Below are 16140 nucleotides of genomic sequence, written 5' to 3'. Positions count from 1 at the left end.
CATCAAGGGCGTGAGAGATGGTTTCGAAGGTCTCGTTCTGCGAAGTGACCTCGGTGGTGCGCATGCTGGCCGGTGCGGGGCGGGCTCGAGCGTTGAGGGCATGGGCCGCGGCATGAGTCTTGCCGAGAACGCAGCAGAGCGAAGTGGCCGTGTGATGTGAAGAGCGCGCTCCGACCGGGGGCGTACGTGCGCCGCTCTCTACCGGTGTAATGCAGCACGAGGCTCCGTTCTCCGTGAGCGGCTTGCCGGCGGAACGACTCCGGCACGTTGCGAGCGGTGCCTGGCTGTCCGTCCCCTCAGGCCGGTTCCAACGAGGAGACGTTCCGGCTAATGCGGAAGGGATGCCCGAAATCTGTCGGCGTCATCTCTCAGATAGGGCGAAAGCTCATCGCCGAGCATGTCGAGTACATCCTTGATGTCTTGGGCGAGTTCCGGTACTTCGGCCCATGTTGTGGCGTTGCGCGTAAGCACTGCGGTCAGCAAGTCATCGTCGAACCAGCCAGCCGACCGCCCCTTCTGCAGCCTCGCTCCGCAGTACCTCCACTCCCACGGGAAGCAGCCATGGCAGCCCGACATCCTGTCCGATGAGTCTGGCCGATTGCGCCACTGTCAGATCACTGATCGGACTCTTCCGCAGAGCGTGCACTGCTCGTACAAGCGCCGTGGCATCACTGGGTGGGTCGAGCCATCGACGCCCTTCGAGGTCTTCGACGGAGCGGCTTCGATCAAAGGACAGGTTCATGAGGGGCTCTTCTGAAGTGATGCAGTGACAGTCCGAAGTGGCGAGACGCGTCTCTCGGACTCTGTCTGTGGTCGATGGAGGCGAGGAATCCGTTGAGGCGGTCGAGCAACCGAACGGTTTCCTAGCAGGGGTTGAGCCCCTGAGGGCCACCAGTGCGAAGCGATCCTCGAACCCGTCAAGGACGAACGCTGAGAACGCCATGATCCCGGCTCGGGCTCCGGGCCGCAGGCCACCCGGGCACCGGCCGAGGCCACCTGCGAAGCCGTCCGTCACCCGTTCCCGTAGTCCTCGACCAGTTCGCCGATGAACGCGAGCAGGGCGTCGGTTCTGTGGCGGTCCTCGCGCTGACTCCGCAGGCTGTGGTCGAGCTGCCGGAGCCTGGCCAGGGCGGCCGGGTCCCGGCGTCTCACCTCGCCTCCTCTTCTTCGCCGCTCGGCGAGCGCCCCTTCCGGCTGCCGCACGGTGCCCTCCGGCCCGGCCCTGGTTGCCGACGGGACCGCAGAGGGGACGCGCAGGAACAAGGGGCGGTTCTTCGGGGCGTCGTAGGACGGCAGGAGTGAACGGACACGGACTGCGGGCGGCATCGAGAACCGCCTCGCGTCACCCGCAGCGCTGTGACTGCGCAAACGACGAGCGGCGTCGTGCGGGACCGCGGACGTGCGGACGACCGCCGCCCCTGACGAGGTTGCGGCTGAGCGCTCCCCGTCCGCCCAGAGCGGCGCGGAGCCGCGGGTGGGACGCGTAGCGGAAGCCTGTGAAGGGCTTTACGCGTGAACCGCGGGACGGATCGAGCGCCCCGTCCGGACTCGGAGCCTCTCGAACAAGCGGATAGGGAGCCCGACTTGACCGGCCCAGGATGGCGACGCACTCCGCATGACGCGTCATCGAGATCACATCACCGAGGCCGGGCGTCACACCGTCGCAGGCCGGCGCGGGTGACCGTCACATGGAGCGGCCCGGCGGACGACCAGAGCGTCGAACGAGCGTCACGACCATCCCCGTCAGCGTTCCCGCCGCGCCGAACGGGACTGACGGCGATCGTGTTCTCCTCGCTGATCTCCACCGCCTCCCGGCCGCCGACAACCGCCGGGAGCACCGCCACGGTCCGAGGTCACCGGTTCCCGTAGCACTCCATCAGGTTGCCGATGAGCGAGAGCAGGACGTCGGCGCGGCGCCGGTCCTCGCGCTGGGCGCGCAGGGCCTCGTCGGTCGCCCGGAGACGGGCCAGGGCGGTCGGGTCGCCGTCTTCCACGTCGTAGATCAGCGGCTGGGTGATCAGGTCCAGGCAGTCGGTGAGCAGGCGGCGGGTGGTGTCGGTCGGTGGGGTGGGGTCGGGGTCGGTGTACGCCGTGGTCAGGTAGCGGGCGGGGTCCGTGAGGCTCCAGCCGACGACGGTGCCGTGCTGGACGAGGAGTGCCACGTCCGGGGCGATGCCGATGCCGGTCTCCAACGGAGCGTCGAGGACGGCGGAGTCGCGCAGAGAAGTCAGCACGGCGTCTCCGGGGGCGCGGCACAGGAGCGCGCACATCTCGTGCCGGAAGTCCGTGGCCTCGACCGCGCGCAGTCCGCCCGGGCGCACCGCCAGGGTGAGCGGGAGGCGGGCCGCGTCCTCGGCCGAGGTGGACTCCTCCGGCAACTGGAGCTCGACGGCGACGAGTTGGCGGCTGGCCGGGTCGAAGCGGAAGACGTCGGGCGCGTCCCACAGGCGGTGCTGGCTGCCGAAGGTATCCAGGACGAACCGCTCACGTTCCTTCGCATCCGCGTAGCGCACGACGCGTACGGAGTCGCCGTCGAAGCGGGGGGTGATGTGCAGCGGATCGTCCGTCACCATGGCGTGCCAGCCGCCGTCGAACGACAGTTTCATGGTCATCCTTGCCTCATCTGATCCGCACCGCGGGGGCCAGGTTGCCGCCCTTACCGGGAATTCTGCCCTCCACGATGTCCTCGTGCGTCACCGGTGGACCGGGGTCGGTGGGCTTGCCGCCCAGTGCCTGCGCTCCGGAGTCGCCCTTGACACCTGACGGACCGTACGCCGTGACAGCCTGACCCTGGGTGCTGCCGGGCCCCTCGGTCACGACGATGTCCTCGCCCTGCCGGAACGTGAGCCTTCCTGCCGTGCCCGTCGACTGGTACACCGCGTCCGGGTTCTTCAGGATCTCCAGAACCCGTTCGTCGCTCATACCGTGCATCGTGTCCCCGTGGTAGTCGACGTGCTTCCTGACCTCGCCGTTCTGAGCCCTGTCGATGACCCCGTCCACGATCTTGTCGAGTCGCTTCTTGGCCCTCTCCTCTTTCGTGTAGTTGGGCATCAGGCCCAACGGGTCCGACGCGGTGTTCGGGTTGTCCACGTAGCTGACGGGGTTTGGCGCGGGAGCGAGGCCGAGGGGGTCCGGGGAGGTGTAGCGCCCGGTCTCCGGGTCGTAGTGCCGGAAGAAGTTGTAGTGGAGGCCGGTCTCGGAGTCGTAGTACTGGCCGGGAAAGCGGAGAGGGGTGTACGTGATGCCGTCGCGGGCCCATGCGGTAGCGCCCCACAGGGTGGACCGGGAGCGCCACGCGATGCCGCCGGACTCGTCGATCAGTTCGGTGGGGGTGCCGACGAGGTCCGTGGCGATGGCGAAGAAGCGGCGGTCGATCTCGCTCTGCCGGTCATCGGCGGTGAGGATGCGCTCGGTCTGCGCCAGGGGGATGTGGCCGCGGTGGTCCCAGGTGAGGGCCACCGGGTTCGGCTGGTCCATTCCGTGACTGGTCTGTTCGCACAGGGTCAGGCCATCCCAGGTGAAGCGGGTCTCCTCGTCCACGCCCGCGCCGTCCGCCGCCAGGCGCTGCTTCGCCGTACGACGGCCCAGCGGGTCGTAGCGGTACCTCCAGCGGGTCCCGTCGGGGGTGGTGACGGAGGTGAGCCGGTTCTCCGTGTCCCACTCGTAGCGCCAGGTGTCGGGCTTGCGGGACAGACGGGTCTTCTGGCGCAGGGTGACGCGGCCGAGGGCGTCGTACTCGAAGCGGACGTCTCCGGCGCGGGTGACACGGGTCCCGTCGTACGAGCGGGGGCCGACCGACTCGCTGCCGGGGTGGCTGCCGGGCCAGGAGGCGGACGTCTGGTTGCCCGTGTCGTCGTACGCGTACCGCTCCGTCCAGGCCGGGGCGTGGACGGCGGTCACCCTGCCCATCGGATCCAGGTCGAACGTACGGGTCCCGGAAAGCCGGTCGGCGACGGAGAGCAGGTGTCCGTCGGCGCGGTAGGCGTAGGCACGGCTGTTGACGGCGCGGGCTCCGGCGGTGAAGTGCTGCGTGGCGAGCCGGCCGGCCTCGTCCCAGGCCGACGTCACGGTGAGCGAGTCCCCGAAGGCACGGGCCAGTTCGCGGCCCGCGGCGTCGTGGGTGAAGGTGATGTGCTGGCCACCCGTGTCCAGTCGGGCGGGGAGGCCGTCGGAGTCGTAGGCGTAGGACGTGACATGGCCGGTGGGGGTGGTCCGGCGGACGCGCCGGCCCTGGGCGTCGTAGGAGTAGAGCATCGGGCGGCCGTCCACCAGTTCCGTCTTGACGCGCCCGTCGCGGTCGTACTGGTAGCGCAGTTCGCTGTCGGGTCCTACCGCCTCCAGGAGGCGGCCCGCCCGGTCGTACGCGTAGGTCGTCACCCGGCCGTCGACGGTCTTGCCGAGCACCTGGCCGAGTGAGTCGCGCTCGAAGGAGATGGTGCCGCCGAGGACGTCGGTCCTGGCGGCGAGACGGCCGGCGGCGTCCACCCGGTAGGTCAGGGTGCGCCTGTCGAAGTCGGTCTCGGAGACGATGTTGCCGACCGCGTCGTACTCGTACGTCCAGCTCGGGCCCCGCGGGCCGGTGACCCGGGTGAGGCGGAGGTCGGCGTCGTGTTCGAACTCGTAACGGCCGCCATCGGGACGGGTGGTGGCGAGCGGAAGGTCGAAGTGGGTGTATTCGTGGCGGGTGACGGCTCCGACGGCGTCGGTGTGGGCCGTGCAGTTGCCCTCGCCGTCGTAGGTCCATGACTCGTTCGCACCGTCCGGGCCGGTGCGGCGGGCGAGTCGGCCGTCCGCGTTCCACTCCAGGCGGGTGACGCCGCCGGTTCGGTCGGTCGTACGGACCGGGCGGCCGAGCCCGTCCCGCTCGGTGCGGGTGGTGGCGCCGGACGGATCGGTCACCGCTACGGTCCGTCCCGCCGCGTCGCACCTGACGCGCGTCGTGTTCCCGAGGGTGTCGGTCACCGCGGTGAGCCGTCCGGCGTCGTCGTAGGACATACGGGTGGTGTGTCCGGCCGGATCGATGAGCGACGTGCGGTTGCCGAGTTCGTCGTAGGTGTACGTCCGGCGGGAGCCGTCCGGCCCCACGGTCTCCACGGGCAGGCCGAACGGGCCGCGTACGACGCGTAGTTCGCCGCCGTCCGCGTCGGTGACCGTGAGCAGGCGGCCGTCCTCGTCGTACGTGAAGGCGGTGGTGGCGCCCAACGGGTCCGTACGGGACAGCAGTTCACCGCCCGAGCCGTAGCGGAAGCGGGTCGTGCGGCCGAGCGCGTCGGTGGTGGCCAGGACACGGCAGCCGGGGCCGATCAGGTGCCGGGTGGCCCGGCCGTCGGCGGTGGTCAGCACGGTCGTCCGGTGTCCGGTCCCGGCGTCCGGTCCGGTGTAGGCCAGGGTGATCTGGACGTGGCCGGCCGCTCCGCCCTCGGCGACGACGCGGTCGTGGTCGTCGTAGACGTAGTCGTAGCGGTGCCCGTTGGAGTCGATCCAGGCGATGACGCGGCGGCGGTCGTCGTAGAGGAACGAGGTGACGGCGCCGGAAGGCCGGGTGACGGTGGTGAGGTTGCCGTCCTCGTAGCCGTAGCCCAGCACCGGCAGGTCCGCGCCGTTCTCGCCCGCGCCGGCCACGGACAGGGCGGTGATCCGCCCGTCGGCGGCCGACAGTCGCACCTGGTGGCCCGCCGAGTGGACGAGGGCCAGCGGCAGACCGTCCTCGGCGCGGTCGACCGTGACGGTGTGCCCGCCGCGGTCGGTGATGCCGGACAGCCAGGCCGTGCCGTCGCCGCCCGGCTCGCCACCGACCGGAGCGGCGAAGTGGCGGGTCGGACCCGCGTCGGGGTCGGTGAGCGTGTAGTCGCCGTCGGCGTCCCGGGAGAGGAGCGTGCGGAACCGGCCCGAGTACGGCCGGGTGGGCAGGCCGGGGACCGGATGCGGGTACGGGACGAGCAGTCCGTCGGCGGTGACGTGGACGACACCGATCGCGTCGACCTCGAGACGCTCGTCGACGGTGGACGACCAGGCGGCCCCCAGGAAGCGGCCGGTCGCGCAGCCGGACTCGGTGCGGCGGGTGAAGACCAGCGGCAGGATGCCGGGTATCTCGAGGTCGGCCTGGGGCAGGAACATCCGGCCCGAGGCGAGGTCCACCGGGTCGGTGCCGTCGGTGACGCGCTCGCCGTCCGGCCGGTGGTGGGTCCCGTCCGGGGCGTCGTCGACCAGCCTGCGCAGCCGCGCGGCCTCGGCGGCGTCCTCGGCGACGCGCGCGCCCTTCACCGCGGCTCCGCCGCCGTCGGTGGCCACGGTCAGCACCAGGTCGGGTATGAGCCGGCCGAACCCCTCGGCCGGGTCCTTCATGAAGTCCTTGACCATCTGGAGGCCGGTGCCGGCCGGGTCGTTGGCGGCGACGACCAGACCGGCGGCGAGGCTGTTCAGGGACGTGGCGTACTCGGCCGGGTGCGTGAGGTTGTACGGGTCCATCGGGTCGACACTGCGGACGAAGTTGAGCAGCCCCGCCGTGCCCTTGATGAGGCCGCCGCCGACATGGTCGCTCATGATCTGCAGCTCGTGGAGCCCGTCGTTCGCCTGCTCGGCGTAGGACGGCTTCTCCGGGGCCATGTCGCGGGCGGCGCGGACCGCCGTGCGCGCGGTCTCCGCCGCCGAGTTCCGCTGTTTGCGGGCCTCGGCGAGGAGGTCCTGAGCGTCCTTCATGAGCTTCTGGCCGGGGTCGTCGAACGTCGCCGCGGGCTTGGGCGGCAGCGAGGCCGGGTCGCGTTTGTCCGCGGGCTGGGCGTTGTAGCGGTCGACGGCACTGTTGTAGTCGTCGACCTTCTTGCGGTGGGCGTCGGCGGCGCCCTCGGAAGCCTTGACGCCCTCCTTCCACTTGTCGATCGCCGTCTGTGCCTGTCCCTGCGCCCAGGTGACCGTGTCGGCGAACGCCTCGAGCGCGCCGATCGCCTTCACACAGGCTTCGCCGGCGGAGTACCACCTGTGCGGCTGGGTGCCGACCGCGGTGCGCAGCGCGTCGGCCGTTTCGCCCTTGAGCCGGGACGAGTCGAGGCCTCTGAGGCCGTCACCGGTGTCGTCGAAGGACGACTCGAAGGCGCGGAGCTTCGCGGCGGTGGAGTTGATCTTTCCCGGACTGCCGTAGATCAGCTTGGTCTTGTCCTCGGTCTGCCCGAGGTCCATCTCGTCGACCTCGCCGCCCATCCGGTTGGCGACCGAACGGGACTGTTCACGCACCCAGTCCGCGCCGGACTCCCAGCCGACGTCGTCCAGGCGGTCGGCGGTCCAGTTGCCCGCGTCCTCGACCCGGTTTCCCGCCCACTCGACGCCGTCCTCGACCGCGTTCTCGACCGAGTCGGGCGTGAGGTCGCTGATGAAGTCGCCTATACCCACGTTCAGTTCCCCCCGGACTCACCCTGCGGCGGCTGTTCCTGCTGGGCGCGTTCGTCCGGCGAAGGGCCGAAGGTGTCGTCCAGCGCCTGGTTCCACTGGTCGTCGGAGATGCCCAACGCGTGGTTGAGGACCTCCGACTGGCGGCCGCCCTGGCCCTCGGTGAGAACGGTGCGGCCGGTGTCCTTCCAGGTCTGCTCCATGTCGTGCCCGGCCTTGTCGAACGACTCGGGGCTCCAGTCCGGGTGCAGGTAGTCCGGGGTGAAGATGTCCCCCCAGTCCTGCTTGGCGATGTCCTCCTCGCTCGCGTGCGGGTTCCCGCCGAACAGGGAGTTGGCGCCCACCTTGAGGGAGTTCCCGACGTACTGGTCCTCCTCCCACACGGTGCCCGCCGCGAGGCCCAGACGGTTCGCGATCGCGCTCGCGTCCCGCACCAGGGCGCGTACGCCCCATTCCCAGCGCTCGCAGAAGTCCTCGAAGTCGACCGAGAGCCCGTGGTGCCCCGCCTCCATCCCGGTCATCGCCAGCCCCGAGAAGCCCTTTCCCATCACCGCGCCGGTGGGGCCGCCGAGTTCACCGAGCTGGTCGATCGTCGCCCCCATGCCCTGGGTGAACTTGGCGACCGACGCCTTGTCGAGATGCAGGTCCGCTTCGTCGCCGCTCATGCCCGTGCCCCCTTCGTATCCGCGCCCGCGCCCGCGCCCGCACCCGCACCCGCGCCCGCGCCCGCGCCCGCGCCCGCACCCGCGCCCGCGCCCGCATCCGCGCCAGCACCCGCGTCGACGGCGACGGCGTCCGGCACGATGCCGACGACCGGCGGGAAGAACATCGACCCGTCCTCGGTGGCGATGTCGACGGCGAGACCGGCGGGTTCGCCGAGCGCGGGCACGATCTCGTCGACGATGCGCGCGCCCAGCAACGCCGCGTAGTCCATGGGCTGGTCGCCGGACGCGTGGCGCAGGGCGAACCTGGCCAGCGCGGTCTGGTCGGTGAACCCGCAGATCCACCGCACTCCGCCCGAACGCACCGACCAGAGACCCCCGTCGGCCACCGGCACGAGAAGGACCGAGCGCCGCATCTCGCCGACCAGCGCACGGGGGTCGTCGCCGCCCGTCCTCCGCTCGGCGATGCGCTCCGCTAGCGCCGCCTTGGGCTGCTGCACGGTTTCCTCCCCGGTCCCGGGTGACAGATCGCAGGTCTTGGGTGACTGATCGCACCATAGGGCGGGACGCGTGGGAAGGAGGGGGCGGTTCTCGTTCTCGTGAAGGCTTGTCAGGTCGGACGGAACCTGTCGCGGCCCTAACGGCCGCTCGCGGGTGTCAGCCGGATGTCCGTGCTGGACAGCGTCATGGGTGAGGCGGAGACCGCCCGCAGGCGGATACGTACTCCGCTGCCGGGGACGGTGAACTTGCCGTCGGGCGGCAGGATCTCGTAGCGGGCCGAGGCGTGCCGCCCGAGGGTGGCCGGGCCGGAGGCGATGGACCAGTAGCGGCTCATGCCCTGACCCGTGGTGAGGGTGAAGTGCGGGCTCAGGGCCGCGTCGCCGAGGTTGGTGACGCGCACGGTGAGCGCTGTCACGGCCTTCGTGGCCCGGCGGGCGCCGACGAGCTCCATCCGCAGGGGCGGCGACCCCGTCACCGCCAGGGTCGTCGCCGCCAGGGCGGGGGCCAGCAGGAGCACGGCCGCGGCGATGCGCGCCCCCTGCCGGCGCGGGCCGCGCAGCAGGGCCGGCCGGGGCTGCCAGGCGGCGGCGAAGGCCTGTGGGGGCGCGGTGACGGCGGCGGCCAGCCACAGCGGGGTCATCATCAGGTAGTAGCCGTCCTGGGAGCGCGTCGCCACGTAGAACGCACACCAGGGCAGCACCGTCGCCGCGGGCCCCAGCCGTCGTACGAAGAGCACGAAGAGCCCGAGCAGACCCGCGGCCAGGAGCAGACTCGCGTGCGAGTACCAGGCCAGCCGGCCGCTGCCGTCGGTGAAGTAGAGCGAGACGCCGACCAGGCCCTGGCCGTGGATGTTCGCCTTCTGGGTGAGGGGCAGCATGATCCCGTCGAACCAGGTACGCGGCTCGCTCACGATGAAGTACGCGTTGATCAGCAGCCAGGTCGTGGCGGCCACGCCGACGATCCTGCCCACGGCCACCGCCACCCCGCGCGGGCCTAGATCGGTACGGCGCAGGGCGTAGACGCCGGCCAGCAGGAACGGCGTGAGGAACCACGGCAGCTGCTGGGAGGCACAGGCCGCGCCCAGGCACACCGCCCGCGCCCAGTCGCCCCGTCCGCCGTACCCCATGCGCGGCCAGCCCACCACCACCGGGATGAGGAAGGCGCAGGCGACGATCGCCGGGTAGCCGAGCCGGGCGTACGCCGGCAGCAGGCCCAGACCGAGACAGACCAGCGTGGCCGCCGAGCGCCACTGCGCGGGCAGCATCCGCCACATCACGATCGTGGCCGTGATCAGGGCCACCGTGCTGACCAGGACCGCCGGAGCCGCCCCGTGCCCGATCCACAGCAGGGGCGCGGTGAGCAGCAGCGGCAGCGGCGGATAGCCGTACGTGAAGTCGTAGCCGCCGGTCATCGTCGGGGTGAGGGCGATGCCGTGCTGGGTGAAGAGCCACGGCCACGGCTGCCCGTAGACACGGTGACCGGCGACGAACTCGCGCGCGGCCTGCGTGGTGAGGAACGATTCGTCACTGCCCCCGTGGTACATGGCGTATCCGCACACAGCGAGCGTCACCGCCGTCACCAGGACGACGAGGTCGAGCCGGGCCAGCGTGCGGGAGCGGCGGGCGACCAGGGCCAGTACGCCGGTCACCAGGATCGAGGCGTAGCAGACCGAGATGACCGCGGCGACGGGGAGCCGGTGGCTCGCTGCCGCCGTCCACATCGGGCGGGTGCCGATGAAGAGACTGATGTCGGCGAGCAGGGTCAGCACGCGGTGCCACTGCGCGGGCGCCTCTTCCGAAGGCGCCTCGGTACGGGCCCGTAGGCGGATGGTCGACGGCCTCATGTCTGCCAAGTACACGAGCTCGGACGGTAATTCCCGCAGTTGAAGGGCGTGATGGCGGACGTGAAGAGTCCGGTGTGAGGGCGGTAAGAAGCGCGTCGGCGGCTCATGCGTGGGAGAGGGAGACCTCGGTGGACTTGATGAGCGCCACGACCGTGGAGCCTGCTGTCAGGCCCAGTTCGGTGGCCGCGTCCCTGGTGATCGCGGAGGTCAGTTCGGCCCCCGCGACCGCGAGCTTGACGCGCGCCATCGCGCCGCCGGTGACGACGTCGGTGACCGTGCCGGGGAGCTGGTTGCGGATGCTCACCCCCTCGACCGGGCCGGTGGCCAGGGACACCTCCGTCGACTTGACCAGGGCACGGACCGCGGAGCCCTTGGCGAGGCCCAGGTCCTCGACGGCCTCCGTGGTGATGGCCGCGGTCAGGTCCTGGCCGCCGTCGAGACGGAGCCTGACCGTCGCCATCACCTCGCCGGACGTGACGGAGGTGACGGTGCCGGGGAGCTGGTTACGGATGCTCAGGCTCATGGGTGCGCCTCGATTACGGTCCGGATAGTCGGTTTTCGCCAATTATGTGCGCCGCGTGCCGTGCGGGGTGGACGCCACGGCCCGTGTCCCCGACGCGTCGCGGCCGCGTCACCCTGTCCAACCGTATGCCCCGGTATCTTCCGTATCCCCATGCCTCAACGGGTTCGCCCCGTCAGTACACGTCCCGGACGTACCGCTTGTCCGCCGCGAGCTGTCTGACGTGGGCCGCCGCCTCCGCCTCGCCCAGGCCGCCGTGCGCGACGGCGATGTCCCGCAGCGCACGGTCGACGTCCTTGGCCATCCGTGCGGCGTCCCCGCACACGTAGAAGCGGGCGCCGTCCTGGAGCCAGCGCCAGAGCTCGGGCCCGTGTTCGCGCATCCGGTCCTGCACGTAGACCTTGGTGCGCTGGTCGCGTGAGAACGCCGTGTCGAGGCGGCTGAGCGTGCCGTCGTCGAGCAGCGCGGTCAGCTCCCGCTCGTAGGAGAAGTCGGTGGCGCGGTGCTGCTCGCCGAAGAACAGCCAGTTCGGTGCCCGGTGGCCGAGGGCCCGCCGCTCCTCGAGGAAGCCGACGAACGGGGCGACTCCGGTGCCGGGCCCCACCATCACCATCGGGGTCGTCGCGTCCGCCGGGGGCCTGAAGTGCGGCGACCGCTGGACGAAGACCGGCACGCGCGCCCCCGGCCCGGCGTCGGCCAGGAAGGGTGAGCACACCCCGCCGCGCGGCCGGCCGGCCGGATTCTCGTAGCGCACGACGGCGACGGTCACGGCGACCAGGTGCGGATCGACGAGCGGACTGGACGAGATCGAGTACAGCCGGGGCCGCAGCCGGCCGAGCACCCCGGCCCACTCGCGCGCCGAGGCGCGCACCGGGTGCTCGGACACCACGTCCACGGACTGCCGGCCCCACGACCACCGCGCCAGGCCGTCCTTGTTGTCCGTGCGCAGCAGCTTCCTCAACTCCCGCCCGTCGCGGGTCCGTTCGCCGACGAAGCGGAGCAGGCCGGCGGTGATCCGTGTGATGTCCAGATGCCGGAGAAGGGCTTCCTCGAAGGGAATCTCTCCGACGCCCGCGATCTCGACCGGAGTCGGCCCGTGCGTTCCGGTGACGTCCAGCCATTCCGCCACGAGGTCAGGCGAGTTGACGGGCCGTATGCCGAGCGCGTCCCCCGCCTGGTACGTCAGCGGGGTCTCGCTCTCCCGGGTGTCGAAGGTGAACCTGCGGATCTCCTTGCCGGACCCGGGCAGGCTGAGCAGCCGGTTGCCGGTGAGACGGGCGGTGCCGGCGGCCGGACCGGATCGGGGCGTCGGGGACGTCGGGGGCGTCGGAGACGTCGGAGACGTCCGGACCGGCTGCGGCGGCCCCGCGTCGCCGCCGAGCGCGGGCACGGCCCCTGCGCCGAACGACGGCACGGCTTCCGCGCCGAGACCTGGTTCCGGCCCCGCGTCGAGACCCGGTTCCGCCGTCGCCCCGAGACCTGGTTCCGGCCCCGCGTCGAGACCCGGTTCCGCCGTCGCCCCGAGACCCGGTTCCGGCACCGCGCCGAGCCCGGGCCGCGTCCCCGCCGCGAGTGCGGTGAGGATCCGCTCCAACCAGCCGGCCGCGGACGGCGCGTACTCCGGTTCGCAGTCGGTACGGGGAACGAGCCGTACGGCGCCCAACTCGTCCAGCCGCGCGTCCAGTCGACGGCCGTGTCCGCAGAAGTCGTCGTACGAGGAGTCGCCGAGCGCCAGCACGGCATAGCGCACCCCGTCCAGGCGTGGGGCCCCCTGTCCGGACAACGTGTCCCACAGGCCGGACCCGTTGTCGGGTGCGTCGCCGTCCCCGTACGTGCTGGTGACGAAGAGCAGATCGGCGCCGTGGGTGAGCGAGCCGACGTCCGCCTCGTCCATCCCGACCAGCCGTGCCCGGTGGCCCTTCGCGCCGAGCCGCTCGGCGGCGGACGCCGCGCACTCCTCCGCGTTCCCGGTCTGCGAGGCCCACAGCACCATGACCTCGCGGCCTGTCGGGGGCGCTGCCGGTGCCGGCAGGGGAGCCGATGCCGGTGTCGGTGAGGGGGCGGCCGGGGGCGCGGACCGGGAGTACATGCCGGCGAGCGCGCCGTTGACCCAGAGCGCGTGCTCGGGGGCGAAGGGAGCGTCCGGCGGGAGGACGGGTACGCCCGGCAGTGCGGGCGAGCCGGAGCCGAGCCCGGCCAGGAAGCCGGTGAGGTAGCGACGTTCGGAGGAGGACAGGACGGGCGGCGGCGCGGGCTCGAGGCCGAGGTCGCGTGGGGACACTTCCCGGAGAAGGGCGCCGGAATCAGGGGCAGGGACGGCGGCACTCGCGTGCGCGACGGCGTCCCCGTCCTCGACGGGATCCCCCTGCTCCACTGCGGCTGCGCCACGCGTCCGCGTCCGCGTCAGCGACACCGCGCACACCTTGAACTCCGGCTGGAACGACACCGGGTCCACCGCGTCCCCGGTCACCGCGTTGATGCTCAGGTACTCCCCGAACAGGTCGTTCCAGTGGAAGGGCGCGAACACGCACCCCGGCAGCACCCGCTCCGTCACCACCGCCGGGAGCACCGCCCGCCCCCGCCGGGAGGCGACCTCCACCGAGTCGCCCTCCCCGATCCCGAGGGACTCCGCGTCCCGCGGGTGCAGTTCGACGAACGGGCCGGGATTCAGCTTGTTGAGCCTCGCCACCTTCCCGGTCTTGGTCAGCGTGTGCCACTGGTGCGGCAGGCGCCCGGTGTTGAGGACGAACGGGAAGTCGTCGTCGGGCATCTCGGCGGGCGGCAGATGCGGCCTCGCGTGGAACACCGCCCGCCCGCCGGCGGTGGGGAACGACAGTTCCGCCCCCTGCCGGTACCGGACGGGACTGCGCCGCGGCCCGTCCGTCCGGGCGACGGGCCATTGCACGGGGCCGTCCCGCAGCCGTTCGTACGACGCACCCCGCAGATCCCACCCGGTCTTCGGGTTCCAGGCCCGCTTGATCTCCTCGAAGACCTGCTCGGCGCTCTCGTACGAGAACCCCTCCTCGTAGCCCATCGCGCGGGCGACGGCGGCGATGATGCGCCAGTCCGCCATCGCCTCGCCGGGCGGATCGACGGCCGGCCGGGCCAGGGTGAGCGTGCGCTCGCTGTTGACGAGGACACCCTCCGTCTCCGTCCACAGCGCGCCGGGCAGGACGACGTCGGCGTACGCGTTGGTCTCGGTCTCGGCGAACACGTCCTGGGTGACGACGAATTCGGCGGCCTCCAGGGCCTCGACGACCGTGCGGCGGTTGGCGACGGAGGCGACGGGGTTGGTGCAGATGATCCAGCAGGCCCTGATGTCACCGTCGGCCATCCTCCGGAACATCTCGACGGTGCCGCGCCCCACCCCGTCCTCGCGGAGGGTCCCGTCCGGCAGCCCCCACAGCTCCTCGACGAAGGCCCGTTCGTCGTCCACCAGCACCGACCGCTGTCCGGGCAGCCCCGGCCCCATGTACCCCATCTCGCGCCCGCCCATGGCGTTGGGCTGCCCGGTGAGGGAGAACGGCCCGCTGCCCGGACGGCAGATGGCACCCGTCGCGAGGTGCAGGTTGATCAGCGCGTTGGTGTTCCAGGTGCCGTGCGTGGACTGGTTGAGCCCCATCGTCCAGCAACTGGTCCACTCGCCGGCCTCGCCGATCAGCCGTGCCGCCGTCCGGATGTCCTCCTCGGGGATGCCGGTGATCCCGGCGACCACGGCGGGCGGATAACCGGCGAGGAACGCGGGCATGGCCTCCCAGCCCTCGGTGTGCCGGGCGATGAACGCGTCGTCCGTGTGCCCGTCCTCGTGCAGCAGGTACAACAGACCGTTGAGCAGGGCGAGGTCGGTGCCCGGCCGGATCCGCAGGAACAGATCGGCCTTCGCCGCGGTCGCGGTGCGCCGCGGGTCGACGACGATCAGCCGGGCACCCGCCTTGACGCGCTCCATGAGCCGCAGGAAGAGGACGGGATGACAGTCGGCCATGTTCGAGCCGATGACCAGGAAGACATCGGCGCGGTCGAGATCGTCGTACGACCCCGGAGGCCCGTCGGCGCCGAGGGACAGTTTGTATCCGGCGCCCGCACTCGCCATGCACAGCCGGGAGTTCGACTCGATCTGGTTCGTCCGTACGAAGCCCTTGGCCAGCTTGTTCGCCAGGTACTGCGCCTCCAGGCTCATCTGCCCGGAGACGTAGAAGGCCACGGCGTCCGGTCCGTGCTCGTCGATGATCGCGCGCAGCCGTCCGGCGGTCTCGGCGAGCGCCGCGTCGACGGGCACGGGCTCGGCCTCCGCACCGCGCCGCGCCCGCAGGAGCGCCGTGGTCAGCCGACCGGGTGCGGCGAGCATGTCGGCCGTCGTCGCGCCCTTGGTGCACAGCCGGCCGGAGTTCGCCGGGTGCGCCTTGTCGCCGGAAGCCTTCAGGACCGTACGCCGTCCGTCGGGACCCGTGCCGATGTCGAGCACCAGGCCACAGCCGACACCGCAGTACGAGCAGACGGTCCGCACCCGCGCGGTGCCGGCCTGCGGACCCTGTGCGGTCACGGACACCCCCTCTCGTCTCCGGCCGGCACGCGACGGTCGCGCGATGCGTCTCGCGACGCGTCCCTCGCCGGTCCACGGTGCGGCGAGCGTACGAATTGCCCGTTACGTCGATGTCACGGCCCTTGATCGCGAGCGGTTACGCGCGCTGCACAGCCGGACGAAGGGCCGTGTGAGGCCCCGGAAATGACGGTCCGCTGAGTCGCGGACCGTGTCGCTGTTGGGCCGAACGGGTGACCATGCGTAAGAATTGCCCGGTGCAGACAATGAGTGCGAGCCAGGACGGGGTGGGCCAGTGAGCAGCCACGACGTCACCGACGAGCAGTGGGAAGGGCTCGCCCAGGTCGTTCCGCTGCGGGGCCGGGACGCGTGGCCCTCAGCGGTGAGCCACCGGTCGATGCCCGAGGCCCCGACCGAGACGCGGCGCCGCTTCGTGGTCCTGCGGGTCAATGTGTTCGCGGACGCCCGCGACGTCGCCGAGACACTGATGTCCGGCATCCCCGTCCTGCTGGACCTGACCGGCGCCGAGACCGAGGTCGCCAAGCGGGTGCTGGACTTCAGCACCGGAGTGGTCTTCGGGCTCGCGAGCGGAATGCACCGGGTCGACCGGAACGTGTTCCTGCTGACACCGCCCGGCACCGAGGTGCGCGGGCTGATGGAGGGCGCGGGCGTTCCCGGGGTCTGAGCCGGGCGA

The 16140-nt window shown here is 71.5% G+C and carries 9 protein-coding genes and 1 pseudogene; 1 reads left to right on the top strand and 9 read right to left on the bottom strand.

Features of this window, described 5'->3' with window-relative positions; all coding sequences use genetic code 11:
* Positions 1 to 484: 484 nt before the first annotated feature.
* From OG199_RS12570 to OG199_RS12530, 9 genes and pseudogenes are all read right to left on the bottom strand, one after another.
* Positions 485 to 742, bottom strand: a complete 258-nt coding sequence (locus OG199_RS12570; protein ID WP_401801431.1) for a contact-dependent growth inhibition system immunity protein — start codon at positions 740 to 742, stop codon at positions 485 to 487.
* A 269-nt stretch (positions 743 to 1011) separates the two neighbouring features.
* The gene (locus OG199_RS12565; RefSeq protein WP_356805206.1) at positions 1012 to 1152 is read right to left on the bottom strand and encodes a hypothetical protein; all 141 of its coding nucleotides are present in this window, start codon (positions 1150 to 1152) and stop codon (positions 1012 to 1014) included.
* A gap of 701 nt (positions 1153 to 1853) precedes the next feature.
* Positions 1854 to 2612 (bottom strand): hypothetical protein, encoded by a 759-nt coding sequence (locus tag OG199_RS12560; protein WP_405829542.1) that lies wholly within the window; start codon positions 2610 to 2612, stop codon positions 1854 to 1856.
* A 7-nt stretch (positions 2613 to 2619) separates the two neighbouring features.
* Positions 2620 to 7386, bottom strand: a complete 4767-nt coding sequence (locus OG199_RS12555) for a putative T7SS-secreted protein (protein WP_405829541.1) — start codon at positions 7384 to 7386, stop codon at positions 2620 to 2622.
* A 2-nt stretch (positions 7387 to 7388) separates the two neighbouring features.
* Positions 7389 to 8048 (bottom strand): hypothetical protein, encoded by a 660-nt coding sequence (locus OG199_RS12550; RefSeq protein ID WP_356805211.1) that lies wholly within the window; start codon positions 8046 to 8048, stop codon positions 7389 to 7391.
* 89 nt (positions 8049 to 8137) lie between these two features.
* Positions 8138 to 8461: pseudogene (locus tag OG199_RS12545) on the bottom strand (hypothetical protein); the annotation flags it as partial.
* Between the two features lie 221 nt (positions 8462 to 8682).
* Positions 8683 to 10389, bottom strand: coding sequence for a hypothetical protein (locus OG199_RS12540; protein WP_405829539.1), 1707 nt, complete (start codon positions 10387 to 10389; stop codon positions 8683 to 8685).
* A gap of 103 nt (positions 10390 to 10492) precedes the next feature.
* A complete protein-coding gene (locus OG199_RS12535; protein WP_356805215.1) occupies positions 10493 to 10912 on the bottom strand; it encodes a TOBE domain-containing protein in 420 nt (139 codons plus the stop codon).
* 172 nt (positions 10913 to 11084) lie between these two features.
* Positions 11085 to 15449 (bottom strand): molybdopterin-dependent oxidoreductase, encoded by a 4365-nt coding sequence (locus tag OG199_RS12530; protein ID WP_405829537.1) that lies wholly within the window; start codon positions 15447 to 15449, stop codon positions 11085 to 11087.
* Between the two features lie 292 nt (positions 15450 to 15741).
* Between OG199_RS12530 and OG199_RS12525 the strand changes: the two genes are divergently transcribed.
* Positions 15742 to 16131 (top strand): cell division protein SepF, encoded by a 390-nt coding sequence (locus OG199_RS12525; RefSeq protein WP_351726212.1) that lies wholly within the window; start codon positions 15742 to 15744, stop codon positions 16129 to 16131.
* Positions 16132 to 16140 lie beyond the last annotated feature (9 nt).

The sequence above is a fragment of the Streptomyces sp. NBC_01176 genome (assembly GCF_045039825.1).
Taxonomy (GTDB): domain Bacteria; phylum Actinomycetota; class Actinomycetes; order Streptomycetales; family Streptomycetaceae; genus Streptomyces.
The sequence above is the reverse complement of the archived record's forward strand: the minus strand, read 5'-3'. Positions and strand labels throughout refer to the sequence as shown.

What these genes read in the sequence shown, in the direction of transcription:
- OG199_RS12550 (WP_356805211.1), bottom strand. Translation starts at nt 8,048, where the DNA reads ATGAGCGGCGACGAAGCGGACCTGCATCTCGACAAGGCGTCGGTCGCC.
- OG199_RS12540 (WP_405829539.1), bottom strand. Translation starts at nt 10,389, where the DNA reads ATGAGGCCGTCGACCATCCGCCTACGGGCCCGTACCGAGGCGCCTTCG.
- OG199_RS12570 (WP_401801431.1), bottom strand. Translation starts at nt 742, where the DNA reads ATGAACCTGTCCTTTGATCGAAGCCGCTCCGTCGAAGACCTCGAAGGG.
- OG199_RS12560 (WP_405829542.1), bottom strand. Translation starts at nt 2,612, where the DNA reads ATGACCATGAAACTGTCGTTCGACGGCGGCTGGCACGCCATGGTGACG.
- OG199_RS12535 (WP_356805215.1), bottom strand. Translation starts at nt 10,912, where the DNA reads ATGAGCCTGAGCATCCGTAACCAGCTCCCCGGCACCGTCACCTCCGTC.